This window comes from Gemmata algarum (assembly GCF_034097035.1).
Lineage (GTDB): Bacteria > Planctomycetota > Planctomycetia > Gemmatales > Gemmataceae > Gemmata > Gemmata algarum.
Window position 1 is genome coordinate 108546 of record NZ_JAXBLV010000045.1, and the last position, 26802, is coordinate 135347.

The 26802-nt window shown below is 68.9% G+C and carries 15 protein-coding genes; 13 read left to right on the forward strand and 2 right to left on the reverse strand.

The features are described 5' to 3' along the window. Window positions 1-101 precede the first annotated feature (101 nt). From hisS to R5W23_RS06270, 13 genes are all read left to right on the forward strand, one after another. Window positions 102-1454, forward strand: coding sequence for a histidine--tRNA ligase (gene hisS, locus R5W23_RS06210; RefSeq protein WP_320685584.1), 1353 nt, complete (start codon window positions 102-104; stop codon window positions 1452-1454). A gap of 30 nt (window positions 1455-1484) precedes the next feature. Beyond that, the gene (locus R5W23_RS06215; protein WP_320685585.1) at window positions 1485-2324 is read left to right on the forward strand and encodes a hypothetical protein; all 840 of its coding nucleotides are present in this window, start codon (window positions 1485-1487) and stop codon (window positions 2322-2324) included. An 8-nt stretch (window positions 2325-2332) separates the two neighbouring features. After that, window positions 2333-2896, forward strand: a complete 564-nt coding sequence (locus R5W23_RS06220; protein ID WP_320685586.1) for an HYExAFE family protein — start codon at window positions 2333-2335, stop codon at window positions 2894-2896. 143 nt (window positions 2897-3039) lie between these two features. Then, the gene (locus R5W23_RS06225) at window positions 3040-3834 is read left to right on the forward strand and encodes a sugar phosphate isomerase/epimerase family protein (RefSeq protein WP_320685587.1); all 795 of its coding nucleotides are present in this window, start codon (window positions 3040-3042) and stop codon (window positions 3832-3834) included. A 585-nt stretch (window positions 3835-4419) separates the two neighbouring features. Continuing rightward, complete coding sequence (locus R5W23_RS06230) at window positions 4420-5658, forward strand: PQQ-binding-like beta-propeller repeat protein (protein ID WP_320685588.1); 1239 nt, start codon at window positions 4420-4422, stop codon at window positions 5656-5658. 405 nt (window positions 5659-6063) lie between these two features. Next, window positions 6064-6666 (forward strand): hypothetical protein, encoded by a 603-nt coding sequence (locus R5W23_RS06235; protein ID WP_320685589.1) that lies wholly within the window; start codon window positions 6064-6066, stop codon window positions 6664-6666. 372 nt (window positions 6667-7038) lie between these two features. Continuing rightward, window positions 7039-7773: an HNH endonuclease signature motif containing protein gene (locus tag R5W23_RS06240; RefSeq protein WP_320685590.1), complete on the forward strand. Its 735-nt coding sequence runs from the start codon at window positions 7039-7041 to the stop codon at window positions 7771-7773. A gap of 384 nt (window positions 7774-8157) precedes the next feature. After that, entirely contained in the window at window positions 8158-10380 is a 2223-nt protein-coding gene (locus R5W23_RS06245) for a protein kinase domain-containing protein (RefSeq protein ID WP_261189539.1), read from the forward strand. 999 nt (window positions 10381-11379) lie between these two features. Next, window positions 11380-11961: a hypothetical protein gene (locus R5W23_RS06250; RefSeq protein WP_320685591.1), complete on the forward strand. Its 582-nt coding sequence runs from the start codon at window positions 11380-11382 to the stop codon at window positions 11959-11961. Next, on the forward strand, window positions 11958-12272 hold the full coding sequence (locus R5W23_RS06255) for a hypothetical protein (protein WP_320685592.1): 315 nt from the start codon (window positions 11958-11960) through the stop codon (window positions 12270-12272). Before R5W23_RS06250 ends, R5W23_RS06255 begins: the two co-directional genes overlap by 4 nt. 391 nt (window positions 12273-12663) lie before the next feature. Then, on the forward strand, window positions 12664-15927 hold the full coding sequence (locus tag R5W23_RS06260) for a DEAD/DEAH box helicase (protein WP_320685593.1): 3264 nt from the start codon (window positions 12664-12666) through the stop codon (window positions 15925-15927). Window positions 15928-16990: 1063 nt separating this feature from the next. Then, on the forward strand, window positions 16991-23530 hold the full coding sequence (locus R5W23_RS06265) for a secretin N-terminal domain-containing protein (RefSeq protein ID WP_320685594.1): 6540 nt from the start codon (window positions 16991-16993) through the stop codon (window positions 23528-23530). Continuing rightward, window positions 23506-24636, forward strand: coding sequence for a hypothetical protein (locus R5W23_RS06270; protein WP_320685595.1), 1131 nt, complete (start codon window positions 23506-23508; stop codon window positions 24634-24636). The genes R5W23_RS06265 and R5W23_RS06270 overlap by 25 nt, the downstream gene beginning before the upstream one ends. 97 nt (window positions 24637-24733) lie before the next feature. Here the strand turns inward: R5W23_RS06270 and R5W23_RS06275 are convergent, their stop codons facing one another. Beyond that, the gene (locus R5W23_RS06275) at window positions 24734-26023 is read right to left on the reverse strand and encodes an FG-GAP repeat domain-containing protein (protein WP_320685596.1); all 1290 of its coding nucleotides are present in this window, start codon (window positions 26021-26023) and stop codon (window positions 24734-24736) included. 80 nt (window positions 26024-26103) lie between these two features. After that, window positions 26104-26802: ATP-grasp domain-containing protein (locus tag R5W23_RS06280; RefSeq protein ID WP_320685597.1), on the reverse strand; the 699-nt coding region annotated here is incomplete at its 5' end.

Here is a 26802-nt window from a genome sequence, read left to right on the forward strand (position 1 = left end):
GGGTCGGGGGTCCGAAGGTCAACAGTCGTCGAGTCGAAGACTTCCGCGGCTCTGGTCTTCGCCCCGACTGTTGACCTTGAGACTTGGGAACGGGAGAAGAGATGTCCGCAGAAAAGGCGCCCGCACTCATCACGCCGCGCACGCTGTCGGGGTTCCGGGACTACCTGCCGGCGGTCATGCTGGCCCGCGAGGAGGTGCTGCGCCGCGCCCGCGAGGTGTACCGCTCCTACGGCTTCACGCCCATCGACACCCCCGCGTGCGAGTCGCTCGACGTGCTGCTCGGCAAGGGCGGCGACGAGTCCGACAAGCGGATTTTTGTCGTGCGGATGGTCGAGAGCAAAAAAGAGGAAATGGGCCTGCGGTTCGACCTCACGGTGCCGTTCGCCCGGTTCAGCGCCCAGTACATCAACGAGCTGGGCACGCCGTTCAAGCGGTACGCGATGGGGCCGGTGTGGCGCGGCGAGCGCCCGGGGCAGGGCCGGTACCGCGAGTTCTGGCAGTGCGACTTCGACACCATCGGCACCACCTCCAACGCCGCCGACATCGAGGCCGCGCTGGTCATCAACGACCTGTTCACCGCGCTCCAGTTCGACCGGTTCGAGATCCGCATCAACAACCGGATGGTGCTGAACGGGCTGCTCGAATCGCTCGCGATCGCGGACAAGGCGGACCCGGTCCTGCGGGCGCTCGACAAGCTGCTGAAGATCGGCCGTGACAAGGTGGCCGAGGAGATGGTGCGTGAGGCCGCGGTCACGCCCGAGCAAGCGAACCGCGTGCTCATGATGACCGACCTGACCGGCCCGAGCGAGCAACTGCTGACCGACCTCGAGGCGTGGTTCGGGGGCGCGAACGAGAAGGCCGCCGCGGGCATCCGGTCCCTGCGCGAGCTGCTGACCGTGGCGAAGGCCGCCGGCGTGCCCGACGGGCGCATCAAGATCGACTTGAGCATCTGCCGCGGGCTCGCGTACTACACCGGGACCATTTACGAGACCTTCCTGACCGACCTCCCGGGCATCGGCAGCGTGTGCAGCGGCGGCCGGTACGACAACCTCGCGAGCAAGTACACGAAACAGGTGCTCCCGGGGGTGGGGGCGTCGCTCGGGGTGGACCGGCTCATCGCCGCGATGGAGGAACTCAAACACCCGCTCCTCACCGGCGCGACCACACCGGCGCAAGTGCTGGTGGTCAACTTCGACGCCGCCCGGCTGGGCGACTACCAGCGCATCGCGCGCGCCCTCCGCGCCGCCGGGGTGAGCGTGGAAGTGTTCCCCGACGCCAAGAAGGTCGGCGTGCAACTCGGGTACGCCGAGAAGCGCGGGTTCAAGCTCGCGGTGATCGCCGGCCCGGCGGAGTTCGAGCAGGGCGTGTGGAAGGTCAAGGATTTGGCCAAGCGCGAAGAGAAGACGATTGTCGAATCGGAGGTCGTCGGCGCGGTACAATCTGCGGTCGGGTGACAGCGCTCGTTCGGCGCGGAGGCCCAATTCGTGCTGTGGTATACAGAGTACACCGCCCAGGCGTCCGTGACGGTACCGCACTTCGTGCGGTGCGCCGAGTGCGGTTGCCAGTACGTCTACGAAACCGAATACACGGGCACCGGTTCCGGGGTCGCGCTTTACAACATCAACCAGCGCGGCACGCGGAGCCGGGTCCGCGACCGCGCCGAATCCGAACTCGCCGAGCAACTCGCCGATCCGCGCCACTACGAGCCCATCCCGTGCCCGGACTGCTTCCGCTACCAACCGTACATGCGGGGCGCCATCGCCGCGGCGTGGTACGATTGGCTCGCCCCCGTCGGTTGGCTCCTGCTGGCCGTCGGAACGATCGGCCCGCTTCTGTCCATCCCCATGCTCGTCACAAGCGGTGCATCGGTCGTCTTCTGGATCTTCTTCGGCGGCGGCGCGGCGGTGAGCGCCACTGGCGCGTTCGTTCTGCGCCTGCGCGGGCAGCTCAAGGCCGGGTGCCGGCCGAACCGCAGTCCGATCGCCCACCGGGAGCGCGTCGCCCGGGAGCGGGCGGCTCGGCTCGTCGCGTACCAGGCGTACCAGGCGCGCCGCGTGCGCCGCTTGTACACCCGCCGCCGGAGGCGCGGCGACCGCCGCGCCGGGCCGCCGCTCACGGTCGACTGGTGGCTCCCGCCGTCGGCGTTTTACGGCGACGCGTTCGTCATCGGGCTGTCCGACGACGAGCGCGTGGAGGTCCCAATGCCGTCCGACGCCGAACCGGGTGACGTGGTCGAGGTGCGGCCACTGACCCCCAACGCCGAGCCGTTCCGGGTGCGGCTCCGTGCGATGCGCGCGCACCCCGGCGAATACCGGCTGGAGTAGCCTGCGCCATGAAGGCCGACAACCACTACGAGGTGGCGTTCGACGCGTTCCTGCGGGCGCGCGGGTGCGCCGTCGTGCCCGTGGTGGAGTCGCGCCGCAGCTACCTCGACACCTCGGAGGTGAAGTCGCCCGACTTTCTCACCCTCGCGCCCGCCGGCGCGAAGCTCGTGATCGACGTGAAGGGGCGCAAGTTCCCTGGCGCCGGGAAGGGCGGTACGCCGCGGCGGTCGTGGCAGAACTGGTGCGAACTCGAAGACGTCGAGAGCCTCGCCCGCTGGTCGGACCGCCTCGGCGACGGGTTTCTGGGCGTGCTCGCGTTCGTGTACGACGTGGCGCTTCAGTTCGAGTTGCCCCCCTGCACCCCGGACGTGTTCGCGTTCCGCGGGCACGTGTTCCTGTTCCGCGGGGTGTCGGTCGGTGAGTACCGCCGGCACATGCGCACGCGCAGCCCGCGGTGGCGGACCGTCCACCTCCCGAGCGCCGATTTCCGCCGGCTCGTGAAGCCGATCACGCACTTCCTCAGACCCGCGGACGCGAACGCCGAAGAGCTTTTGACAGGATCAACAGGATAAACAGGATCAAGAGAAGGCCCGCTCTTCATCCAGGGTCGAAGAGCTTTTGACAGGATCGACGGGACATACAGGATCAGGAGGAGAATTGCTCTTCATCCGGCGTATCCTGTTGATACTGTCGAAACGTTCACCGGACGCGCACCATGAAGCCGCTGAAAATTGGAATCGTCGCCGAGTCCACGCAACTTCCGATCCGGTCCGCGCTCGAGGCGGCGGCGCGGATGGGGGCGAAAGGCGTCCAGGTGGACGCGGTCGGCGCGCTCGCGCCCGACGCCCTCGGCGGGACGGGGCGGCGCGAGTTCCGCACGCTGCTCCGCTCCTTCGACCTCGAGCTGTCGGCCCTCAACGTCCCCGTCCGCCGCGGGCTCGATGTCGCGGAAGACCTGCAACCGCGCCTGGAGCGGGTGCGCAAGTCGATGCAGCTCGCGTTCGACCTCGGGTGCCGGCGGGTGGTCCTTCCGTGCCCGAAGCTGCCCGAGGACGCCGCCTCCCCGCGTGCGCAACTGATGCGCGAGTCGTTACTCGCGCTGGCCGGGTTCGGCGACCGCGTCGGGTGCCTCGTGGCGCTCGAGATCGGCTTCGACCCCGCCCAGAAGGTGAAGGAGTACCTCGCGGGCTTCAACGTCGGCACCCTGAAGGTGACGTTCGACCCCGCGAACTTTGTGCTCCACGGCCACGACCCGCTCGCGAACCTGATGCCGCTCGAAGGGCTGGTGGAGCACGTCCACGCCCGCGACGCGCGGTCCGCGGGCGTGAGCCGCGGGATGCAGGAGGTCCCGCTCGGCGCCGGCGACATCGACTGGATGGCCCTCACCGCGACCCTACAGGTGCTCGAGTTCGACGGGCTGCTCGCGGTGGAGCGCGAGCAGGGCGACACCAAGTTCGCCGACGTGGCCAATGGGGTGAAGTTCCTCCGCCGGTTCGCGCTGCCGGTTTAACGCCGTTCCGGCGCCGGCCCGACCGCCGCGGTGCCATCAGCCGTTTGTCGTGCGGGCGATTCCCGCGGGCAGCGATCACGAGCCGGGCGGCCAGCCGGTCGCTTCTTGCCCTTGCGGCGCGCGGACTCTGCTGCGGCCCGCGCTCGGGCATGGTGATGGGGTGCGGGCTGGACATTCGCTGTCGGCCGACTGGTCGCGGACTACCGGTTCGCTGGGGCATCACGACCCGCGAATGAACCCCGAAATTCGTACCCAAGACCACCGGAGGCGGCGGATTCCGGTCCCGGTCGCTTCAGAATTTCGTGGCTTAAATTATTGGCGTGTTAGCGATTGCATCGAATGCGTGTGTGCAAGTGGCGTCTCCGCTTGGACCGGTCACGGCCGGCGCCGGCCGCTCCACCGGGGGCAAGTCGGACTTCTGGAAGCGTGGTACGGCTGAAAGGCGTCGGAGTCGTGCTCGATGCGCGAGCGAACGGGCCGACATGACCGCTCATCCAGGCCCGAATTCTACACGCCTCACACGCGCCGTTCGGTAAACTGGTCACCTGCCCGGCCCTACGACTCCTTTTTCTGGAGTTTCCGCTAATGCCCCGCGTGCTCTTCGCCTGGACGCTCGCCCTCGCGCTCGCCCCCGCGCTGCGGGCCGCCGACTGGTTCCAGTTCCGCGGCCCGGACGGGAGCGGGCACGCCGAAGCGAAGCTCCCGACCGAGTGGGGGCCGAAAACGAACGTGACCTGGCGCAAGGAGGTGCCGGGCGTGGGGTGGTCGTCGCCGGTCGTCGCGGGCGGGCGCGTCTACCTCACCACCGCAGTACCGCAAAGTGGGGGGTACTCGCTCCGCGCCGTCTGCCTCGACGCGAAGACCGGCGGTACCGTGTGGGACGTGGAGGTGTTCAAACAGGGCGCCAACGCGCCGAAGATTCACTCGAAGAACAGCCACGCCAGCCCGTCGGCCGTCGTGGAAGACGGGCGGGTGTACGTTCACTTCGGCCACCTCGGCACGGCCTGCCTGGATGCGAAGGAGGGAACGAAGGTGTGGGCCACGCAGGAACTGGCGTACAAGCCGGTTCACGGCAACGGCGGCTCCCCGATCGTCGCGGGCAAGCACCTCATTTTCAGCATCGACGGCACCGACAAACAGGCGGTCATCGCGCTCGACAAGACGACCGGAGCGGTCGCGTGGCAGACCCCGCGATCCTTGAAAACCGGGGTGAACCCGTTCTCGTTCAGCACGCCGCAGATCATCACGGTGAAAGGCCGGGAGCAACTGATCTCCGCGGGCAGCGGGTCGGTCCTGTCGCTGGACCCGGCCACCGGAAAGGAGCTGTGGCGCGCCACCTACGGCGCCGGGTACTCGGTGGTGCCCAAGCCGGTGTTCGCGAACGGGCTGGTGTACGTCTGCACGGGCTACAACACGCCGAACCTCATCGCGATCAAGCCCGACGGCACGGGGGATGTCACCGCGACGCACGTCGCGTTCACGGTGAAAAAGAACGTGCCGCACAACCCGTCGGTGATCGCGGTGGGGGACGCGCTGTACATGGTGTCCGACAGCGGAACGCTCACCTGCCTCGACGCGAAAACCGGCGCGGAGCGCTGGATGGAGCGCGTGGGCGGCAACTTTTCGGCGTCGCCGCTGTGCGCGAACGGCCTGATCTACCTGCTGGACGAGGCCGGCACCGCGACGGTGTTCAAGCCCGGCGACAGTTACGACGAGGTCGCGAAGAACAAGCTCGGCGAGCGGGCGCTGGCGAGCTTCGGGGTGGACGGCGACGCGCTGCTGGTGCGCACGGAAAAGGCGCTGTACAAGATCGAAAAGCGGTGACCGCTCCACGCGCGGCAAGAAACGGCCGTCCTCTTCGCGCGCACCGAGAAACCAGTTGCAAGAACCGCGACCGGTTCCCGGTGCCCCACCTCACCGAATCCGATCACGCCGGGTGTGGCAAATTTTCCGGGAGGCATCATCCTCTGTCGGGTACGAGAGATAGGTGCGACCTCTTCGTGTGTTGCGTTTTGCTGTGAGGGTCACCAATGACCGTCAACCCCCAGCTTTCTGCGGAGCAATTGCGTACTCAACTCCAAGCTCGATTCGAGAAGCGGTGCCAGCGTGTGGCCGATGCCGTCAACCAAGCACCCGCGGGGCAGCTCATCAACGCCAGCGAGGAACAGGCGGCGCAGCGGGTAGAGTTCAAAAGCGGGAGCGAACCCGCGGGGCAGGTCATCTCGGGCTTTGGAACAAGTCATCAAGGCCGGCACGTTGCCGGTGGGCTGCGAAGCGAAAGACGGCCCGGCGTGGGACAAGGATGGTCAACCGACGTCGAGGACCCGCATCTACCTGGGTTCGGATGGGGGCATGGTGCCCACGGTGACCGATGCCGAGAAGAAGCCTCGGCGCACACGGATCAAGGCCAAGCGACAACGGCGCAGCCGTCGGTCGCGTCCGTTGCGCCGAAGCAAGGTCGGGTCGGACGGGCCGTACAAGGAGTTCAAGATCGTCACGTTTTACGATGCCGCGTGCGACCACCGTCTGGTGGCGGCCACACGCGGCGACTGCGAGCAGGCGGGTCGTCTGATACGTCGCGATGCCGGGCGGGTTGGTCTGGACAACGTCGATGACAAGGTGGGTGTGGTGGATGGTTCGGACGGGATCAAGAACCCGATCGGTCGCCACAACCTGCCGTTGGATGATCTGGGTTCGGATTTTTACCACCTCGCGGAGAACGTGCATAAGGCCAAGCGTGCGGCTTTTGGGGAGGAGGATCCGAAGGATCTGACGGCACCGGGCAACATCTGGGCATCGCAGGTGTTGCATACCACCAAGCACGAGGGCTAACCCTGCGCTGCACAAGCGACTCGTGGAGTGGAAGGAATCGTTAGGCCCCGCGAAACGGGAACCCGCGGAGCGCGTGCTCAACTATGCCGAGGAACGTCGTGAGATGATCCAGTATCCGAAGTTCTTGGAGCAGGGGCGGCAGATCGGCAGTGGCCCAACGGAGTCGATGTGGAAGGCCACCACGATGCGCATCAAGGGTGTCGGGAGGCGCTGGGATCCCGACAACGCCGAAGCCGTCATGGCATGGCGGCACTCGATCAAAGCAGCAATTGGCAACACTACTGGGACAGCCGACAGACGCAGGCCAAGTGAGCTCCCGGAAAATTTGCCACACCATTGGGCCTCTGGCCCGCGCTCCGAACGGCGATCACGATGAACCCACAGGTCGGCCAAGTGTACGCGCGGCGGCGTAGCGGAAAGGCCGAAGTCGTTCGCGTAACGGCGGTTGCGGGCGAGTGGGTCGAGTTCCAGTTCCTGCACGGCCCCACCCGCTCGATGCGCATCGGCTCCGGGCGCTGCAAGGGCAAGAACTTCGCGGCGGCCGGCTGGGAACCGGCGGCCGAACGCGACGACTACTCCGACCTCGACGGGGCCACCCGGTACGGCACCTTCCGGGTGCTCGACACAAAAGGGGAGCCGATCCTGCGGTGCAGCGCCAAGCGGGCCGCGTTCTACCTCCGGAAGGGGTACGCCCGCGCGATTGGCCCTGATGTGTTGCAGTTCACCGACCCGCGAACCGAAGAGCGGCTGCGCGAGTTGTACCTGGGCGGGTTCACCGAGTTCTTCATGGAGGTGAAGAACGACCGGTGCGTGTGCTGCGGGGCCACGGCCGACCTGACCCGGCACCACGTCGTCCCGAAGCGGCACAAGCGGAACGTGCCGCAGCCGTGGCGGTCGTGCCTGTCCAACGTGCTGTTCGTGTGCGGGCCGTGCCACCGCACGTACGAAGAGGCGCCCGAGCCCGAGGCGCCGCCCCCCGGGGGCGACTGGCGCGCGTACGTGTGGGCGTGGCGGGACCACTTCCGAACGGTCCTCAGACCGCGGTTCCTGCCGCCCGGGTGGGACATCATCTCGGTGCAGAACTTCGACGCGCTCGGCGCGGGGTGAGCGCCCGCCCCGGGCGGCGGGGCGAGCGCTCATCAAAGCGTGTTGCAGAATAATTATATCTGTTTCCATTCGGACCGTTCCCGCCGGGGCCGCGCGAGCGCCGTTCGTGCGGCACGCGAACCGCGCCGCGGCGCGCGAACGGCGTGTTCGCCGGGAGCCACAATTTCGAGCCCGGTGCGCGAAACCGCCCGCGATATCTCGCACTCCCCTCCCCACTTCCGGGGCGTGCGGTTGTCACTGCCGGAATCGTGCCCCAAGGTTGTCGCGGACCGACCGCTGAGCGCGTCGCCCGCCACACGACCGACCCACGGGCCGCCCGATCCAATGGCCATGAACCCACCCCGGAACCGTAACGACGAGCGCCATCGCGTTCGGGAGGCCCCGATGTCGCCGCTGGTGGACGAGTTCCCCACGGATCTGGAGCTGCCGGCCATCGGGCTCGGCCCCGGGACGATGGAAAGCACCATGCCGCCGGCCCAGGCGCTGCTGGCCCGGCTGCTGTCGGCCCACGTGCTGCTCCCGGAGGCGTGGGAGGACGTGCCGCCGGAGCACCGCGACGTGCTCAGCCGGATCACCTCCTCCGACATGCTGCTGAGCAAGCTGCTCGCCCTCCAGCTCCTCACCCGCTACCAGGTGGACACGATCCGCAAGGGCGGGGCCGAGGACCTGATCCTGGGGAACTACCGGCTCCTGGACGTGCTCGGGCAGGGCGGGATGGGCACCGTGTACCGGGCCGAGCACGTGCTGCTGCGGCGCCAGGTGGCCCTCAAGGTGATGGCCCGCTCCACGGACGTGAGCTCGCGGCTGGTGACCCGGTTTTACGGGGAGGCGCGGGCGGTGGCCCGGCTCCAGCACCCGCACATCGTGACGTGCTTCGACGCGGGCCGCCACACCCGCGCCGGCGCCGGCGGGCAGACCCGCGACTACTTCGTGATGGAGCTGATCCCGGGGCAGGACCTGTTCAACCTGGTCCGCGACAGCGGCCCGCTCCCGCCGCTGCGGGCGTGCGACATCTTCCGGCAGGTGTCCGACGCGCTGGCCGAGGCCCACCGGCACGGGCTGGTGCACCGCGACATCAAGCCGTCCAACGTGCTGGTCACGTCCGACGGGCAGGCGAAGGTGCTCGACTTCGGGCTCGCGCGGCTCCCGACGCAGCAGATGACCGAGCCCGGCGTGGTGCTCGGAACGATCGGCTACATGGCGCCCGAGCAGGCCCGCGACCCGCACTCGGTGGACCACCGCGCGGACCTGTTCTCCCTCGGGGCCACACTGTACTGGGCGCTCACCGGCCGGGACCCGTACCCGGAGTCCGGCAACCCGATCCAGGACCTGCACCGCCGGTTCACCACGGTGCCCCTCCCGGTGCGCCGGGTGCGGCCCGAGGTCCCCACGGAGGTGTCGGACCTGGTGGCGCGGCTCATGGAGCCGGACCCCGAGATGCGGTTCCCGTCGGCGCGGACGGTGTCGGCGGCGCTGACCGGGTTCACGCTGTGGCTCCCGAACGCCTCCACCGCCGGGGCGGCGGCGGCGCTGCGCGACCCGGAAACGCAGCGCGGGCGGGTGCTCCTGGTCGAGGACGACCCGAGCGTGCGGGTGCTGATGTGCGCCCTGCTCCAGGACCAGTACGACGTGCGCGAGGCCGAGGACGGCGAGACCGCGCTCACGGAGATCATGCGGGACCCGCCGGACCTGGCGGTGGTGGACGTCGGGCTGCCCGGCCTGAGCGGGCCGGAGCTGGTGGAGAAGGTCCGCGCCGCGGGCCTGGAGTCCGACCGCATGAAGGTGCTCATCACCTCCGGCGAGCTGCCGGCCGAGGCGCTGGGCGGGCTGTCGGTGGCGTCGGCCGACGACTTCATCAGTAAGCCGTTCGCGCCGGTCGAGTTCCTGTCGCGGGTGCGGGCGCTGCTGATGCGCCGGTCCTCGCGGTCGGGCGACTCGGAGGTGCTCGTCGCCCCGCCCCCGACGCACTGCACCCGCCCGGTGGCGGCGGAGACGCTGTCGCTGACGGTGTCGCGGCTCCTGGCGGAGACGCAACTGGCCGCCGACAACCAGTGGCAGCGGATGTCCCGGTACGTCCGCACCCTGTGCCGGGCGCTGCCCGACACCGGGGCGTACCGGCAGCTCAAGAACGACCAGTTCGCCGAGCTGCTGGCGGCGGTGGCGCCGATGTACGACATCGGGCTGCTCGGGGTGCCGCGGCACACGCTGCTGAAGCCCGGGCGGCTGGACGCCTCCGAGCGGTCCGTCGTGCAGACGCACTGCTCGATCGGGGCCGAGGTGCTGGTGGGCGTGGCGCAGGTGTACGGCGGCGAGGTGCAGGGGCTGGACGTGGCGGCGGAGGTGGCGCGGAGCCACCACGAGCGCTGGGACGGAGCCGGGTACCCGGACGGGTTGCAGGGCGAGGAGATCCCGCTGGCGGCCCGGGTGGTGTCGCTGGCGGCCGTGTACGAGGCGCTGCGGAACCGGCGCCCGCACCGCCCGCCGCTGAACCACGCCCAAACGGTCAAGCTGATCGCCACCCAGTCCGAGGGCGAGTTCGACCCGACCGTGGTGGCGGCGTTCGTCAGCGTCGCGCCCAAGTTCGACCAGATCCACCAAGGGAAGTGAGGCGCGACCTTCACCTCCGGCCGGACTGCTCAGCGGGCGGGGGCCGCCGCCCGCCAAGCAGTCCGACCCGCGCCCCGGGCGTGACCTTCAGCGTGAAGTCGCACGCGTCGGCGAATTTCGTCCGGAGCGCGGTCGGCGGATCTTTCCCAAGACCTGTAAATGTCGCGACTTCGCTTCCCTGACCTTGCTCGTTCTTGAGCGGCGTCTGCCCCCACATGAGTGCCTGCTGTAACTGGTCTGAGCCACTTGCTGAAGTGAGGAGCGGGGCAGTAGCCACAACAACTCCTTTTCGCCGCTCAAGCGGCGACGTTTACCCCCCGAATGGCCCGCCCCGGCGAAGGAACCAACACCCGGTCCGCGGTTCGCACGGACGACCGAGAAGGGACACGGTCGCGGGAGCACGGACGTTGGAAAGCACGGTGATCTTAGCGGCGCATCAGCAATGGCCCGGTCGGAAGCCGGGGGGCCGCATGCGTCGTTGGGGCATTCGCAAGGGCATGGCGGATGAGGAGGTGGTCCACGGGGGCACCCGCTTGCCCTTCCGGGAAAGGCCGACACGAAGCGGCGGCTGGAGTTGGTGCGTGAGCACCGGCGCGTCGAGAACCGTCCGCATTACGTTCGGTACGGACTCCTGGGCGAGTATGCGTGTCAGGTGCGCCGCGGTTCCGCGCCGCAGGTGCTCGCCGCGTTACGCAACGTGAGTGCCCATCGCGTTGCACGGGTCGGAGCCGGCAACCACGCGCGAGCCGTACTGAAGGTTGACCGCCCGATTCCACGAAGCGATCAACCTCCTCACTTCACCACTGTGAAACTTCCATAGCCCTGATGCCGATCACACGCCGCTCAGAGTCGGGCTTTACACGCCCGGTTACCGCTGGCATACCCAGCGCACTTAGCAGCACATACGACCCGCGGGGGCCGCGCCGACTAAAGGGGGACGCGCGGCGGTCGCGGCGCTCGGCGCCGGCTCGCCGGCGGCCGAGTCATGGGGGGGGAACCATGAGCCGATTTCGGGCCTGGGTGGTTGCCGTCGCGCTCGGGGGCGCGGCGGGCGCCGCGGCGCCGGTCAGCGCGGCCGATTCCGGGCCGCCGGCCGACGCGCGGCCGTGGTACAAGAAGCTGTTCGTGAGCGGGCCGAAGCCGGCCGGGCCGACGGTCCGCAGCGGGCCGGTGACGCCGGCCCGGGCGCCGGGCACGGCCACGCTCGCGCCCGACGTGGTGCGGGCCGCTGTGCAGGCCGAGACCGACGCGCTGCTGCGGCGGATGGAGGTGTGCCTGAAGATCCGCCAGACTGCGTTCGACAAAAACGACGACGAACTCATGCGGCAGGCGGACGAGTTAGAGCGGCAGGCCAAGGCGGTGTACGAGGCGCGGACCGCGGCGCTCGGCGCGCCGAAGGCCGCGCGGGCGCCGCTCCCGACCGGATCGGGGGCCGTGCTGGACCTGGTACCCGAGAAGGAACTCGACCCGAAGGTTGCGGCCGCGAAGCTGGTGGCGCCCGCCGCGCCGGTGCCGGTGACCGGCACCGCGTCGGCCGCCCCGCTCGTGCCCGACGCGCCCGTCCGGGAGGTGAAGCCGTGAGAACGCTGCTTTTCGCACTGGGGACCGCGGCCCTCGTCGGCTGCCACGCGATCAAGCCCGTCGGCCCGCTCGCCGACCATTTGCCCGCGCCCAAGCCCGCGGCGCCCAAGACCGACCCGACCCCGCCGCCGGCCGTGAAGCCGACCCCGCCGTCGCTGCCGACGGCGCTGGTGACCCCGGGCGACGTGACCGACGCGACGGCCCGCGAAGCGGCCAGCAAGCTCACCAACGAGCTGAGCGCCGACAGCAAACCCTCGACGAACGCACCGGTTACGGTGTCGGTGTCGCGGGTGAAGGGTGGAATCAAGTAAGAAACGATGGCGGAGCGGACAGGCGGTCGCGGCTTCGTTCCGCCCCGCACGGGCCGCGCGTTTACGAAAACAGATTTTGACAGGATCGACAGGATTCACCGGATCAAAGACCGACCGGTTTAAAATCCTGTTCATCCTATCGATCCTGTCAAAATCGTCTTACCCCATCCATCGCGTGTCAGGCTCCCAACCTCCGGGCCGCCGTGTTACCCCGAGCGGAGTTCGTTCCGCGTTGGGGCGCGTGCTCACGTGAGCCCCGGCCGCTCTCCCGACAGGGCGAGGGAGCAAAGCACTTCGGGCTCCAATAAGCTGGCGGTGGCGGTCCTTCGTTTGTCAACGAGTGGCGCGGTTTGCGCTCTTGCGCGCCGGCCACCGCCGCTACAATTTCCGCATGTCACTCCTCACCACGCTGGCGTCGCAAGTCCCCCAGACCGTCCGCGATCGCGGGCGGGAGTACTACCGGAACGGGGCGGTGACCCTCGACCGCACGACGCACAACGCCGTCGCGGCGACGGTCGAGGGGACCGACGACTACGAGGTGGATCTGCTGCTCGAGGGGCAGACCGTTTTCGCCGCGTGCTCCTGCCCGTACACCGCCGAGCACGGGGCCATTTGCAAGCACATCTGGGCGACGGTCATCGCGGCCGACGCCGGGCCGTTCGCCCGCAGCGCCGCGGCCAAGGGGACACTGCACCTGGTGCTCGACGAGGAGGCGTTCTACGCGGACGATTACGCCGACCCGTACCCGCTGCGCCTCCCGGCTCCCGCTGCACCCAAGAAGAAAAAAGAGAACTGGGCCGACCTGCTCGCCGCCGTAAGCCGCGAGATCCAGCCGGCGACCGGCACGCGGCCGACCGTCCGGACCACCGAACAGCAGCTCGTGTTCATCATCGACGTGCCGGCCAGTGAAGCGGCCCGCAAGCTCGTCCTGGAGGTCGGCACGCAGGAGCGGAAGCGCAACGGCGAGTGGGGCAAGCCGAAGTTCCAGTACCTCACGAACGCACAAATCGAGGCCCTGACCGACCCGACCGACCGGCAGTTGCTCGCGCTGCTCGGCGGGGCCGAGCGCGGCGACAGTTACGGCTATTACGGCTCTCCTTACGGAACCAGCTACGGGTCCAGCTCTGGCCGGTACCGCGTGGCCGGGCCGCTGCTCGAAGCGGTGCTGCCGCTGCTCGCCCAGACCGGCCGCGTGAAGCTGCGCCGCGACCCGGCGCCGCCCGTCGTTCTGGAAGACCTGACCGCCGACCCGGGACCGCCGTGGGAGCTGGCCGCCGGGGTGACGCGCGACGGCGACAAGGAGTGGGTGCTCGGCGGGAGCCTGCGCCGCGGCGCGGAAACGATGGGGCTGACGGAGCCCGCGCTCCTGGTCCCCGGGGTCGTCGTGTGGAACGGGCGGTTCGGCCGGTTCAGCGACGCGGGCGCGTTCCCCTGGGTGCCGACGCTGCGCCGCGCCGGGGCGATCACCGTTCCCGTTGCGAAGTCCGACGACTTGGTCGCGCAACTGTTCCAGATGCCCACCCTGCCGCGCCTGGACCTGCCCGAAGAGTTGCGGGTCACGGAAGAGGCGGTCGCGCCGCGGCCCCGGCTCGTGGTGAAGCCCGCGAAGCAGCACTACGGCGCCCCCGTGCTCAACGCCGAGCTGTCGTTCGATTACGACGGCGTGATCGTCCCGGTGCGCCCGCCGACGCGCGGCGCGTTCAAGCCCGGGAGCCGCCGGTTCCTGCTCCGGGACGCGGCCGTCGAGCGTGCCGCCGAGCAGGAACTCACCCGGCTCGGCGTGCGGCAGGGCACTTACGGCTGGGGCGGCGGCGAGCCGCCGCTCGAACTCAAACCGACCCTGCTGCCGAAGCTCACCCGCGAACTGGTGACCGCCGGCTGGGCCGTGGAAGCGGAAGGGAAGCTGTACCGCAAGGCCGACGACTTCCGGATGGAGGTGCGCACCGAGAACGACTGGTTCGACCTGCGCGGGGCGGCCAACTTCGACGGCCGGTCGGTCCCCTTCCCCCGGCTGCTCGAGGCGCTCACCAAGGGGCAGACGAGCGTGCTGCTCGACGACGGCAGCTTCGGGATGGTGCCCGAGGAGTGGCTCAAAAAGTACGGGCTGCTGGCGCAGATGGGCTCCGTGGAGGGCGACGCGGTGCGGTTCTCGCGCGCCCAGGTCGGCGTCCTCGATGCGCTGCTGGCGGCGCGCCCCGAGGTGACGTTCGACAAGCAGTTCGCCCGCGCCCGCGACGAGCTGCGGCGGTTCCAGGGGATCGAGCCGGCCGAGCCGCCGAAGGGGTTCAAGGGCGAGCTGCGCGAGTACCAGCGCGAGGGGCTGGGCTGGCTCCGGTTCCTCCGCAAGTTCGGGTTCGGCGGGTGCCTCGCCGACGACATGGGGCTGGGCAAAACCGTACAGGTGCTCGCGCTGCTCGCGGGCAAGCGGTCCGGGCCGGCGCTCGTCGTGGTCCCGCGGTCGCTGGTGTTCAACTGGAAGCGCGAGGCCGCGCGGTTCGCCCCGAAGCTGAAGGTGCTCGACCACACCGGCACCGCGCGCGACCGGACCTGCGCGAACTTCAAAGACTTCGACCTTGTGCTGACCACCTACGGCACGCTCCGCAACGACGCCGCGGCGTTCGCGGAGCTCCGGTTCGACACGTGCGTGCTGGACGAGTCGCAGGCGGCCAAGAACGCCGCGACCGAGACCGCGAAGGCGGTGCGGGTGATCCAGGCCGACCACCGGCTGGCGCTGAGTGGCACGCCCGTCGAGAACCACCTGGGCGAGCTGTGGACGCTGTTCGACTTCCTGAACCCCGGGATGCTGGGCCGCGCGGCGCTCGCCGGCGCCGGCTCGATCCGCAACCCGGACGCCGAGACGCGCGAGTTCCTGGCGCGGGCGCTGCGGCCGTACATCCTGCGGCGCACCAAGGCCCAAGTTGCGAAGGACCTGCCGCAGAAAACCGAGCAGACGGTGTACTGCGACCTGGAACCGTCCCAGCGGCAGGTGTACGACGAGCTGCGCGACCACTACCGGGCGTCGCTGCTGGCGCACGTCGATTCGGTCGGGCTGAAGCGCTCGCAGATTCAGGTGCTCGCGGCGCTCATGCGGCTGCGCCAGGCCGCGTGCCACCCCGGGCTGATCGACAAGAAGCGCGCCGGCGACGCGAGCGCCAAGCTCGACTACCTCCTCCCGCAACTCCAGGAACTCGCCGAGAGCGGGCAGAAGGCGCTGGTGTTCTCGCAGTTCACGTCGCTGCTCGACATCGTGCGCAAGCGGCTGACCGCGGAGGGCATCCAATTTGAGTACCTCGACGGCCGCACCCGCGACCGCGACAAGCGGGTGGAGCGGTTCCAGACGGACCCGGCGTGCAAGCTGTTCCTGGTGAGCCTGAAGGCGGGCGGCGTGGGGCTGAACCTGACCGCGGCCGAGTACGTGTTCCTGCTGGACCCGTGGTGGAACCCGGCGGCGGAGGCCCAGGCGATCGACCGCAGCTACCGGATCGGGCAGACGAAGCCGGTGTTCGCGTACCGGCTGATCGCGCGGGGGACGGTCGAGGAGAAGGTGCTGGAGTTGCAGCAGAGCAAGCGCGAACTGGCCGACGCGATCCTCGGCGGCGACGGAAAGGGCGTCACCGATTTGAAGCGCGAGGACCTGGAACTGCTGCTCTCGTGACCGGTCGTTAGGGCCGCGCCTCCGCGGAAACGGTGCGTGCCATCAGGTCATTAGAGGCGATGTCGGTGGCACCGGTTCATGCGGCACATCAAGGCCGTCGAGGCGTGTGCCATCAGGTCATTAGAGGCGGCGTCAGTGACACAGGGCTTCCGCCCTGTGCTACGTCCGGCGACCCCTCCGGGGTGCAAAAAGAATGAGCGCCGCCGGTGTAGATGGCGCGTGATGGGACACTTGGGCGTGCTTTGCCTGCGGGGTGGCGCTGGCGTGCGGGTCGGAGGCCCGCCGGTAGGCATGGGAAGTGTGCTTTCCGACACTCGTAAAGCCGAATCGAATCGCTTCTGCACTACGTCCCCCGTTCACTCTGCCAGCACCGGTGCTGTAACGGGGGTTACAGCGCCGGTCGGTTGCCGCCAACAGGGGAAGGGACTGGACCGCCGCTACCCGTTGACTGGTCACGGACTACCCATTCGCTGGCGTGCTGCGACCCACGAATCCCACGTTTCAAACCGCAAACGCGGTATTTTGGGCGGTGAGATCGGCCCAGATGATTCAGGGCGGAATGGCTGCAAGGTCTTTCGGATTTGGCACTTGCGATGTGGAATTCGAGCGGGTGGTGAACCGTTCGACCGGGCATCTGCTCCCGCTGTGGCCGTGCGATGAGGCCCGGCCCGTTCCAGAAGTGCCGTACCGGGAGCGTATCCGATGGACTGGCTCTGGAAGCGAACACGAACGGCGGACGGGCACCCGGCGCAGGGTTTCCGGGGCGCCGAGCGGCGCGGGCGGCAGCTACCCGCTCGCGCCAGCCCCCGCGGGGCGCCCACCCCTTTTCTTTTCTCTCATCCCGATCTAACAGCGCGGCAACGGCGCAGTTGGGATAAACTGGGGTCAGATTAAAAGTTTGCGCTCCCCGGCGGTTTTCCGTTGATGGCTTCTGAGCAGCACGATATTCAGCCGCAATCACACGCGTGAACACCTCCGCCGGTCCGGCGGGCCGCCTGTTGGGGAACGGGCGACCCGCGCTAAACGGAACGACGGACACGATCGCCGTTACTGGGGGGAATTTATGGCTCCGCGTCACGGGAACCGGCTGAGAGCGGTTCCGGTCTGGAAGCTCCTGAAGCTCCGCAAATGGCTCCCCGGCGTGCTCGCCGCGGCGGCCGGGCTGGCCGGCCCCGTGGACATGGTGCTCGCGCAGCCGATGCCCGCGCCCGGCAAGCCCGGGGCCGTCGCACCGACCGCGCCGGCGGCGGCTGCGCCCGAAAAGCAGATCAGCATCCACTTCGAGAAGGCCGGCTGGGACGAGGTCCTCGACTGGTACGCCAAGGAAACCGGGCTGACGCTCATCACGACCGTCAAGCCCACCGGCACCGTCGCCATCAAGCCCGGCAAGGACCGGAAGTTCACCGTCGGTGAGGTCACCGACCTCATCAACGAGGCGATGATGCAGCAGAAATTTCTGCTCATCCGCCGGCACATGACGTTCTTCATCCAGCCGTCCGACGAGAAAATCGATCCGACGCTACTGCCGCGCATCACGCTGGACGAGTTACCGAAGCGGGGCCGCACCGAGATCGTGCAGATCGTGCTGCCGGTCAAGGGGATGGTCGTCACTGACTCGATCGACGAGCTGAAGAAGCTGCTCACCCCGTTCGGGACCATGATCCCGCTGACGCAGCCCAACGCGTTTCTGGTGCAGGATACGGTCGGCAACATCGCCCGCATCCAGAAGACGCTGGACGATATCGAGAACAAGAACATCGATTCGGACTCGTTCACTCACGTGTGTGAGTACCGGCGCCCGCAAGAACTGGCCGATGTGCTGGCCAAACTGATGGCCAACCCGGACGTGAAGGTAGACGTCACCGGCACGCAGGGCACGGGTAGCTGGGGCAGTCCGGGCGGCGGCTGGGGCGGTCCGGGCGGCGGCTGGGGCGGTCCGGGCGGCGGCTGGGGCGGTCCGGGCGGTGGTGACCGCGGGGGCGACCGCGGGCGCGGCCCGAACCAACCGCAACAGGTGACCGGAGGTGGGCGTGTCAAAACCGTCCAGATCGCAGTGGACGCACGCCGCGGCGCGATCATCGTGACCGCGCCGCAGGACAAAATCGGGCTGGCGAAGAAGCTCACAGAGGAAACGGACAAGCAGCCATACCCGGGTGCCCCCAAGCTGGTCCCGGCGGAACCGGTGCTGAAGACGTATAGCGTTCCGGCCGGGTCCGCAGCCGAACTGGCCAAGGCGATCCAGGCTAAGCTTCCGTGGGTTCAGACCATCGCGCTGCCGGCCCAAAACCAGATCATGGTACTCGCGGCACCGGTCGATCAGATCGACATCGCCAAGATCATCAGCGGCGGGGACGGCGGCACCGGCGGCTCCGATGCCGCGGACACGACCTTCATCCCGCTGAACCAACTCGACCCGGGTGAGGCGGCGGCGACGCTGGTGAAGTTCTTCCCGACCCCCGCCGCGGGCGGGCCGACCATCGAGCCGCAGAAGACCGGGCCGAACCCCGGGCTGCTGTTCATGGGGACCCCGGCGCAGCTCGCCACAGCGAAAAAGATCCTCGGACAACAGGGTGAGACCGGGCTGGGGGCGCCTGGTACCGCGCTGCCGGGCAACAACGCGACCACACGCACCATCAACCTGGGCGGCAGCGCGAACGCCGCCGCGGTCGCGGAGATGTTCAGCCGCGTGATGGAAGGGCGGGGCAAGCGGGTCATCATCCAGGACCCGCTGAACCCGCCGTCGCGGACCAACCCGGCGCCGGCCCCGGGCACCAGCCCGCTGCGCCCGAAGGCGGACCCGCCGAAGCTGCCGGACCCGGTCAAGCCGCCGCCCCTCGGGGCGCGTGAGCCGCTCCCGGGGCGGGACTTCCTGATCGCCGCGCAGGTCGTGGACCCGGCCAAGCGGGAAGACAAGCCGATCATCATCACCGTGGCCGGCAACCGGCTGGTGATCGAGAGCGAGGACACTGCGGCCCTCGACGTGCTGTCGCAACTGGCCCGGTACATCGTCACCGAGGGCGCGAAGCCGGACGAGAACCTGTTCCGGGTGATCCGCCTGAAGTACGTGGCGGCGGAAGATGCCGCCCGCGAACTGACGGAGATCTTCAACGGCCCGCAGCAGCAACAGCAGCGCGGCGGCGGTGGCGGTCCCGGCGGCGGTCGTGGCGGGTTCGGGGGGCTCAACCCACTCGCGCTGCTCGGCTTGGGCGGGGGCGGTGACACCGGCCCGGCGTCCAAGGACCGCATCCGTGTGGTCGCCGAGAAGAGCAGCAACTCGGTGGTGGTGGTGAAGGCCAGCCCGGTCGATCTGGTGCTCATCGAGAAGCTGCTCGGCGGTACGATCGACGCCGGGGTCAACGACTCGGCCGCGGTGCTCAAGACGTTCATCCTCCCGCTGAAGAACGCGGACGCGGCGGAGATGGCGGCGGTGGTGCGGGACGTGTACCGCAGCGCGATGGGCACCTCCGGCCGCAACGCGGCGGTCGGGGCGATGCCGGCGTTCAACCCGTTCGCCGCGGCGCTCCAAGGCGGGGGCGGGCAGCCGCAGCAACAGCAGCCGCCGGCGCTCTCGATCTCCGTGGACGACCGGAGCAACAGCATCATCCTGCTGTGCGCGGAGACGCTCTACGCCGACGTGCGGGAGCTGGTCACCGAACTCGACAACGCCACCGTCGCCACCACCGAGGTGGTGAAGCTGGTGCAGTTGAAGGGCGTTGACCCGAACGTGGTGCAACAGGCCGTGAACGCGATGCGGGGCATCGACTCGCGGCAGCAGGGCGGTCGCGGCGGGTTCGGCGGCGGTGGTGGCACCGGTGGCTTCGGCGGTGGCGGCACCGGCGGCGGGTTCCCCGGTGGCGGGGGCTTCGGCGGTGGCACCGGCGGCTTCGGCGGTGGTGGGTTCGGTGGCGGCACGGGCGGGTTCGGCGGTGGTGGCACCGGCGGCTTCGGCGGGGGAGGTAACCGCGGAGGCGGAGGCGGTGCCGGTGGGGGAGGTAACCGAGGCGGTGGTGGAGGCGGAGGCGGAGCCCGAGGGGGCCGGACCGCGAGCCTGAACAACGGAGGGCCGACCGCAAATTTTGACTACCGGGGCACGGACGCCCCTTCGGCGGTCTCCACGATCTACGACCCGCAAACCGACGAGGCGGACTTCGGGTACAACCGCCCGGCTCCGCCCCGCCCGCTCGGCGCGATCGTCATGGCCGGCGGCCAGCAGCCCGCCGGCCCGGGCGCCCCGCCGATGATGACGCCCCCCATGCCCCCGGGCTCCGGGGACGGCGTGTACACCGGCCCCGCGCCGCGCGGCGTCGTCACGGCGATCCCGATCCAGGGGCTCGACGCGCTCGTGCTCCGCACCGCGGACGCCAAAGACCTCCAGATCGTACTGGAGCTGATCGAGATCCTCCAGCGCACCGCCCGCAACACCCAGCCGCGGGTGGAGATCGTGCCGCTGGAGAACGGCGACTGTAACACGGTCGCCGATCAGTTCAACGCGCTGTTCAGCCGGGTGCAGTTCGGGCAAAACGGCGGCTACCTGCCCGGCCCGCGGGTCGGCAGCACCAACGTGGGTAACGTCGGGTTCGGGCAGAACACCGGCGCGGCCAGCGCGGGTGCCGTGGCCGCACTGGCCCTGCCGCGGCTGAACGCGGTCCTGCTGGTCGCGCCCGAGGCCCGGTTCGAGGACGCCAAGAACGAGATGAAGCGGCTGTTCGACCAGTCGAACCGCGCACCGTTCAAGGCGTTCCAGCTCAAGCGGGCGTCGGCCCAGCTCCTTGCGTACCAGCTCCAGAACTTCTGGAACACCCGGTATCCGGGCGACCCGCAGACAAAAAACCAGTTCCGGGTCACGTTCGATACGAACAGCAACACGGTGTTCGTCCAGGGCTCCGCGGGGGACCTGAAGGACGTCGAAGAATTGATCACGCTTATGGACATCTCGACGTCCAAAGCGGTCAACGACATGCGCATCTTCAAGCTGAAGAACGCGCTGTCGGACGAACTGGGGCAGGTGCTGAGCCAAGCGCTGACGTCGAACGTGCTAAACCCGCTGGCCCAGCAGCAGTTCACCGGCCCGCAGGCGCAACTCCAGGGCGGGGCGGCGGCGTTCGGGATCACCGCGAACCAGGGGGGCGGCGCCAACCAGTTCGGCCAGGGCAACCAGTTCAACCTGGGCACCCAGGGGGCGGTGCCGGGTGCGATCGGGCAGACCACCGGGCAGTTCGGCGCCACCCAGGTGCAGCAGATCAACGCGCTGATCCCGACCATCGGGACCGGCAGCGCCGGCGGGCTGCATACCAAAACGACCGCGATCAAGTTCTACTCGGCGCGGGACGGGAAGACGTACGAGACGGGGTTCCTCGAGGACATCCACATCGTCTCGCACGCCCGGATCAACTCGCTGATCATCGCGGCCCCGACCGAGACGATGAAGCTCATCGAGACGCTCATCGAGAACCTCGACACGGTCGCCGCGGCGCGGTCCTACGTGAACGTGTTCCGGCTGTCCCAGGGGGCCGACGCGACGCTGACGGCGAACCTGATCGCGCAACTGTTCACCGGCCAGGGGCGGACCGCCACGACCGGCATCCAGAACCAGGGGCTCGGGCAGAACACCACCCAGGCCCGGCCGCTGCTGACGATCAGCTCGGACCCGTCGGCCGGGGCGTCGCTGATCGACCTGCGGCTGTCGGTGGACGACCGCACCAACAGCATCATCGTGGCCGGCTCGCTCAACGACCTCGACACCATCCGGGCGATCATCGCGCGGCTGGAGGGGTCGCAGGTGCAGAACCGGTACCACGAGGTGGTGAAGCTGCGGAACGCGGCGGCGGCCGACGTGGCCAACTCGGTGCAGCAGTTCTTCACGCAGGCCCTACAGGTGTACACCGGGGCACAGTTCACCAGCGTGTTCCAGCAGCTCCAGCGGAGCGTGGTGGTGATCGCCGAGCCGGTGAGCAACACCGTGCTGGTGAGCGCCACGCCGGAGTACTTCGGCGAGATCAAGCGGATCATCGACAAGATCGACGCGCAGCCGCCGCAGGTCGTGATCCAGGTGACCATCGCCGAGGTGCAGCTCAGCAACACGGAAGAGCTGGGCGTCGAGGTGGGGCTCCAGAGCCCGGTCCTCTTCGACCGCGGGACGACGCTGAACTTCAACACCACGACCGCGCTGCCCGCCGGCAACAACGTGGGCAACGGGATCGTCGGGTTCCAGGGGCTCGGGAACCTGGGCGTCGGGCGGTCGTCGCCCACGCAGGGGGTCGGCGGGTTCGTGTTCTCGGCGTCCAACGACACGTTCTCGCTGCTGGTCCGGGCGCTCAAGGCGCAGGGCCGGGTGGACGTGCTGAGCCGGCCGCAGATCCAGGTGGCGGACAGCCAGACCGGGTACGTGAACATCGGCCAGAGCTACCCGGTGCCGACCGCGACCACGATCACCAACGGCCTGGCCCAGCAGGGCATCCAGTACCAGGACATCGGGATCAGCTTGCGGGTGACCCCGCGGGTGAGCCCGGACGGCAAGGTGCTGATGCGGGTGGAGCCGACGGTGTCCAGCGTGCAGCCGAACACGGTGACCGTGGGCGGCATCCAGGCGGCGGTGTTCAACTCGCAGACAGTGCAGACCACGGTGCTCGCCTCTGACGGCGAGACGATCGTGCTCGGCGGGCTGCTCAGTAAGACGGAAACCAAGAGCGAGGTCGGGATCCCGTACGCGAAGGACATCCCGTACCTGGGGGCGCTGTTCCGGTACCGGCAGCACCAGGTCCAGAAGCGCGAGATCCTGGTCATCATGACCCCGCACATCGTGCGCAGCGAGTACGACAACGCCCGCATCCTGGCGGAGGAGTCGGCGAAGCTGAAGTGGTGCCTGCCGGAAGTGCTGGCGACCCACAAGCACGGCGGCGAGGTGATGGGGCCGGCGGCGGCGGGCGCCCGCCCGGTGCCGACGGGGGCCGGCGGGCCGCAGGGCCAGCCCAACTTCGTGCCCGGTCCGGCGTACTTCGGCACCTTCAACGCTCCGATCCCGCTCGACGGCGGGCCGGCGACAGGAGGGATGCTCCAGCCCGGAACCCCGCAGCCGCAGCCCGGAACGGTCGTGCCCCCGGGCGCGATGCCGCAGAACACGGTCATGCCGCCGAACGGCGGGGCCGCGATCCTGCCGGTCCAGCCCGCTCCGATGCTGACGCCCGCTCCGGGCACGATGCCGGTCCCGGGGGTGAGCGCGCCGCCCCTTCCGGGCACCCCCGGTGCGGCACTGCCGTCGTCCTCGGGTGTGATGCCGGTGAGTGCGTCGCAGCCGGTGTTCGCGCCGCCGCCGTTCCCGCAACCCGGCTTCGCGCCGCCTATGCCGGCGGTGACGCCGCAAATCCCGGCCGCGCCCCAGGGCACCGGGTACGTGATGCAGCAACCCGGACAGCCGGTTCCGGCCGCGCCGGCGCCCGCCGTTCCGGGCGCCCCGAACCGCGGGTTCGCCATGAGCGCCCCGCCGGCCGCGGCGCCGACCCAACCGGAGCCGGGACGAGGCAAGGACGCCTCCCCGGTCGAACAGAAGCCGTATCTCAACGCCACGGAGGGCACGAAGTCATGGGTGCACGATATTCGTCGCTGACCGCGGTCGCCCTCGGGGCGCTTGCGATCGGGACCGGGTGCCTCTCGACGGAGGGGAAGAAGCCCGAGGTCCAGAAGCTGGACGTGATGAAACCCGGGGTGCTCCCGCCGCCGCAGGAGACCACCCGCACGGGTGACGCGCCCGCGGCCCCGACGACCGGGCCGGTGGTGCAGGCATCGGCGACGGCACCCGTGGCCGCCACCACGCCGGCACCGGTCGCGAGCGGGGCGCCGGCCGCGGCGGCCCCCTCGGGTCCGCTCGCGGCGCTGGGCGCGAAGATGGAACGCAAGGTGGTCGCGTCCAACTTCGGGATGGGCTGGCAGAACCGGATCGCGTACCTGCCGGACCCGACGAAGAACGGGCGGCCCAACTCGGGCATCGTGGGGCAGATGTACCTGTTCGGCGGGGCGAAGATGGAGTTCGCACAGGCCGACGGGGTGCTGACCGTGGACCTCGTGGACGACAGCCCGCGCCCGCCGGGCCAGCCGGCCGCGACCCCCGAGCGGTGGCAGTTCGATAAGGCGACGTTGCGGAACCTGCAAACCCGCGACGAAACGTTCGGCAAGAGTTACGTGGTGTTCCTGCCGTGGCCGACGTACAAGCCCGACATCACGCGGGTGAAGATCTCGGCCCGGTACGACCCGGAGAGCGGCCCGACGCTGTTCTCGCCGCCGGCGACGATTACGTTCGACACGACGACGCCGTTCGGAGCCCCGTTGGTGAAGGACATCACGAAGGAGCGGATCGCCGAGCCGGCGCTCCCTCCGGGCTCCCGCGTGTTCGGCAACCCGACGGCGTTACAGTCAGGCCCGCCGATTCCGCTGGGCGGGAGCGGAGCCGGGACGGGAACGATGATACCGATCCGCAACCAGACGGCCCCCGCGCCGATGATGCCGATCCCGGGGGCCGCATCACCGATCGCGATCCCGAACGGGCCGGCCCCGATGATGCCGATCCCGAACGGCCCGCTCCCGATCCCGGGGCGGGAGGGGTTGGGGGCACCGCCGGCGGTGAACACGATGCCGCTTGCTCCGGGCGGCGACGCCCCCAAGCCGGGTGATGTGCCCCAGATCACCGCTGTTCTGCCGATTCCGTCGCGGCCATAACGGCCGGGGGGAATCGGACGCCAGAGGCGGGCGTGAGGTAACGGGTTCCGTTGCTTCACGCCCGCACAGTGTTGAGCTCGGAAACGTCGGCCCGAGATCACTTCTTCCGTTCTTGTACGATCACCCGAACGCCCTTCTTGTTCGACGAAATCACGTCGAGTAATCCGTCGCCGTTGATGTCCGCGACCTCGAACTGGGTTCCGATGCCGGAATCTTCGTCGATGGTCATCGGGGTGAACTTGACGATCCCGTCGGCGCCCTTCGTGTTCTTGAACCAGTAGATCGCGGCCGGACCGTCGGAGCCCGGTTCAGCCCGCCCGTGGCTCCACCAGCGCTTGCCGGTGATGAGGTCCGGGCGGCCGTCGCCGTCGATGTCTTTGAAGTGCGCCGCGTGGGTCTCGCTCACCAGTTTCGGGAACAGGTCCACCTTCTCGAACGTTGGGTGGCCGTCTTTGCTCGTGGCGCGCTGCTTGTGATACCAGATGCCGAACTGGTGGGCGGAAGAGCTGATGACATCGGCCTTGCCGTCGCCGTCCATGTCGTAGGCGTACATGTCAGCAGCGGGGGCGCCCAGGTTGGCCGGGTGGAACGTCCAGGCAGTTTTTCCGTCGGCCTTCGCGGGCTGTTCCCACCACCCGTTGACGCACATGACGTCGGCGCGACCGTCCCCGTTGATGTCACCGACTCCCAGCCCGTGGCTGAACTTCCGCGTCCCGGGGATCTCCTTTCCGGTGTTCGGAACCGGCTTGCCGTCCTTCATTTCCGGGGCGACGCTGGGCTCGCTGATCGGGTGCATCTCCCACAGAGCCGTCGGGTCTTTCGGGTTGGGGGTGAAGTAGGCCATCTGCCCTTCGGTCTCTTTACCCTTCGGCTGCGAGCCCATGATGAGGACGCGCTTGCCCTTCTCGGTCAGTTCCGTGTAGAGCGGCGTTTCGTTACAGGCGGAGTGCCAGATGATGTGCTTCTTCCAGTGCAGCGGCTTGCCGTCTTCGCCGGCGGCTTTGCCCTTCGGGTTCTCCATCCAGTAGCACGGGGCGCCCGGGAAGTCGATCACGATGAGGTCCGCGTAGCCGTCCCCGTTGAGGTCCTCGGTCCAGCACGCGAACACGCGGCTGTAATTGCGCAACCCGTCCTTGTGGTCCATGAACGGTTGCAGTTCGTGGGCCTTCCAGTCCGGCGCCTCGTACCAGTACTCGCCGTTGAGTACGTCGATCTTGCCGTCCTTGTTCACGTCCGCGACGGCAACGCCTTCGGACCGGAACTTGGTGTCGAGAACGGTCTTCTTCCAGGTGATGACGGGCTCGCCGGTGTTGGGCGCGGCGGCCGACGGGGTGAGCGCGGCGGTCAGCCCGGCCGCGGTGAGTGTGAGGGTGAGTGCGAGGCGCATGTTAGAGAGGTTCCTTCTGGGGTGTGACAGCGGTGAATTATGCGGCCGCGGCCGCACGAACGCAACGGGCTGGTTCGGTGTCACTTTCGCAAATCCCACCGGCGGTCGACGTCGGTCAGTTCGGTGCGGCGCTGGCTGGCCCGCTGAAGTGCCGGAAACACGGCACGCGGGTCGGCGTTCAGCAGCCCGGCCGACCACACCGGGTTGAACTCCACCACCGCCCAACCGCGGTCCTCGATCAGTCCCACGTCAACCACAAACACCGGCGGCAGCCGGTCTTTCATGTCCGCACAAAGTTGCTCGACCAACGGTCGCCCCGCAGTGGGCAGCGGACCTGATGCGTCCGTGCGGCGCCACGCGGGGCGCCCGTAAGAGAGATACGGTGAGCCCGCGACCACACGCCCTTCCAGCACAAAGTACCGCAACTCCACCGACCACTCGACCGGCTCGCTGAGCAGCACCGGGGCGTCGGGACACGATCGCCCACAGGTACGGATGTCTCGCGCGTTCCCGTACAGTCCGGCGTCGAACCATTTATCGAGCGGATCGGCGGGTTTCACGAACGTTCGTTTCTGAAGGCGTGTTAGGTCGGCAAAGGTCGCGAACTCGACGGCTCGGCGGAGGAACCGCCCCGGAACCCGCGTGAGCAGGTCGAACGGCGGTTCCAGCAAAGCGATGTCGAGCGTTCGCGCGGCCAGCACTGCGAGTTTCGTTGTCACGTACACCACCGGTTCCGGCACATTGGTCGGCACGCAATCGCGTGACGAGCGGATTACCGA

Coding starts and splice junctions, on each gene's coding strand:
- hisS (WP_320685584.1), top strand. CDS start 102: ATGTCCGCAGAAAAGGCGCCCGCACTCATCACGCCGCGCACGCTGTCG.
- R5W23_RS06220 (WP_320685586.1), top strand. CDS start 2,333: ATGAAGGCCGACAACCACTACGAGGTGGCGTTCGACGCGTTCCTGCGG.
- R5W23_RS06225 (WP_320685587.1), top strand. CDS start 3,040: ATGAAGCCGCTGAAAATTGGAATCGTCGCCGAGTCCACGCAACTTCCG.
- R5W23_RS06230 (WP_320685588.1), top strand. CDS start 4,420: ATGCCCCGCGTGCTCTTCGCCTGGACGCTCGCCCTCGCGCTCGCCCCC.
- R5W23_RS06240 (WP_320685590.1), top strand. CDS start 7,039: ATGAACCCACAGGTCGGCCAAGTGTACGCGCGGCGGCGTAGCGGAAAG.
- R5W23_RS06245 (WP_261189539.1), top strand. CDS start 8,158: ATGTCGCCGCTGGTGGACGAGTTCCCCACGGATCTGGAGCTGCCGGCC.
- R5W23_RS06250 (WP_320685591.1), top strand. CDS start 11,380: ATGAGCCGATTTCGGGCCTGGGTGGTTGCCGTCGCGCTCGGGGGCGCG.
- R5W23_RS06260 (WP_320685593.1), top strand. CDS start 12,664: ATGTCACTCCTCACCACGCTGGCGTCGCAAGTCCCCCAGACCGTCCGC.
- R5W23_RS06265 (WP_320685594.1), top strand. CDS start 16,991: ATGGCTCCGCGTCACGGGAACCGGCTGAGAGCGGTTCCGGTCTGGAAG.
- R5W23_RS06270 (WP_320685595.1), top strand. CDS start 23,506: ATGGGTGCACGATATTCGTCGCTGACCGCGGTCGCCCTCGGGGCGCTT.
- R5W23_RS06275 (WP_320685596.1), bottom strand. CDS start 26,023: ATGCGCCTCGCACTCACCCTCACACTCACCGCGGCCGGGCTGACCGCC.